Raw genomic sequence first — 1,965 nt, forward strand, 5'->3', positions numbered from 1 at the left:
GGGCGAAGCCGGGAGCGGCGCCGGACTGCGGCTGCTGCGGCTGCGGGGCGGGGGGCGCGGCGGGCGCCTCCTCCTCCAGCACCTCGCCGCCGAAGTTCTTCAGCAGCGCGTCCAGACCGCCGTCGAAGCCCTGCCCGACCGCGGCGAACCGCCACACGTCCTTGAAGTACAGGTCACCGAGCATCACGGCCCGCTCGGTGGAGAACTCCGAGCCGTTGAACGAGTAGCGCGCGACCTCCTCGCCACCGGCCACGATGCGCAGGTAGCCGGGGTTCACCTGGGACATCTGCCCGGTGCCGTCGATGGTCGCCGTGAAGGACAGCTTGCGGATGCGGGAGGGAACCCGGTCCAGCGTCACCCGGAACGACTCCGTGTCGCCCGACTGGCTGCCCAGCAGCTGGATGGATTCCTCCGGGGACTTCGGCTGGTTGAAGAAGACGAAGTACCGGTCGTCGGAGAGGCGCTCGTCGGCGTCCAGGCCGAAGCAGCTGATGTCGAAGGTCAGTCCGGGGGCGGAGATCTGCACGCCTACGTACAGATCCGTGCCCGCCGTGAGGTCACTGATCCTGGCCTTGTGGCCGCGTTGGAATTCCCTGGCCATGCGTTACGACCGTCCCCCATCCCGAATGCGAGTGCGTCGCGCCAGGCTAACGGCAAACCCCGACATCGGACGCGGCCGGTACAGACCCGGTACACAACCGCGTCCCGGGACGGACGTACGGTGCCCGGCTCATTCCTCGCGGGCCTCGGGCACATGCGGCAGCCGGGCGGCGGCCACCACGCCCTCCAGATAGCCGCGGGCCCGCTCGGTGCGCGGATAGGACTCCAGCAGCCGCCAGAAGCCGGGCCCGTGACCGGGCACCAGCAGATGCGCCAGCTCATGGCACAGGACGTAGTCGACGACGTACTCCGGCATGCCCTGCAGCCGGTGCGAGAGCCGGATGCTGCCCTCGGCCGGTGTGCACGAACCCCAGCGGGTGTTCTGGTTGGTGACCCAGCGCACCGAGGCGGGGCGGGCCCGGCCCCCGAAGTACTGCTCCGACAGGCGCGCGGCCCGCTCGGTCAGCTCGGCGTCGCCCAGCTTCCGTCTGCTCTCCTGGGCGGCGAGCTTGTCGAGCATGACGGTCACCCAGCGCTGCTCCTCCGCCTCGGACATCCGGGCGGGGATCAGCACGACGGTGCGATCGCCCTCGCGGTACGCGGAGACGGTACGGCGGCGCCGGGTACTCCTGCGGACCTCGATCGCGCTCGCCCCCGAGCCGCTCGGCGGCTGGCTCGTCGTGCTGCGCTGTGGCTTTCCGGCGCGGTGCAGGGGGTCGGCGGGCACGCCCCGACGTTACCCGCTGGACAGCGCCGAAGTCCCGGCTCCGGGGCGGTTCGGTGCCGAGGCCCACCGTACGTCTGATTAGTACGACCGATATGCCCGACTGGCCCGGCCGGCTTGTACGACGATCATCCCCCGCCTGTGGACAACGCGCCGCACCGCCCGCCGTGGCCCGGCATCCTGGCACCCGACGGCGGAGCCCGACCGACTCCACCGACAAGGGAACAATCTCGTACCCAACCGTCGTTTCACATTTTCAGTGCGATTCATGGCAAACGGGGACCCGACATGCATCCGATGGTGAAACCCGCGCTGCGGCGCGGCTGGCGCGACCTCAACACCGTGCAGTTCGGCATGACTCCGGCGCACGCGATGACCCTGGGCCCGATGGACACGGCCACGGGCAGCTTCCTGGACCTGCTCGACGGCACCCGCGGGCTTCCGCTGCTGCGCGAGGAGGGCCGGCGCATGGACCTGCCGGACGGCCACGTCGACACCCTCGTCGAGCGGCTGGCCCACGCCGGACTCCTCGACGACACCCGCGGCGGTGGCCCGGCCGCGGACGCGCTGCGGGAGCGGACCGAGGTGCTGGAGCGGCTGCGCCCCGACCTCGCCACGCTGTCCCTGACCACCCCCGGGCC

2 protein-coding genes and 1 pseudogene are annotated in these 1,965 nt (G+C 71.2%); 1 reads left to right on the plus strand and 2 read right to left on the minus strand.

From position 1 onward, the window contains the following. Both V7E45_RS39985 and V7E45_RS39990 read right to left on the minus strand, forming a co-directional pair. A partial coding sequence (locus V7E45_RS39985; protein ID WP_333779202.1) for a TerD family protein occupies nt 1-601 on the minus strand: 601 nt, incomplete at its 3' end. A 129-nt stretch (nt 602-730) separates the two neighbouring features. Then, complete coding sequence (locus V7E45_RS39990; RefSeq protein ID WP_333779203.1) at nt 731-1,327, minus strand: M48 metallopeptidase family protein; 597 nt, start codon at nt 1,325-1,327, stop codon at nt 731-733. Between the two features lie 285 nt (nt 1,328-1,612). On the opposite strand from V7E45_RS39990, the pseudogene V7E45_RS39995 reads away from it, so the two are divergent. Then, nucleotides 1,613-1,965 (plus strand): annotated as a pseudogene (locus V7E45_RS39995) (ThiF family adenylyltransferase); the annotation flags it as partial.

The sequence above is a fragment of the Streptomyces sp. IBSBF 3136 genome (genome assembly GCF_036815105.1).
Taxonomy (GTDB): domain Bacteria; phylum Actinomycetota; class Actinomycetes; order Streptomycetales; family Streptomycetaceae; genus Streptomyces.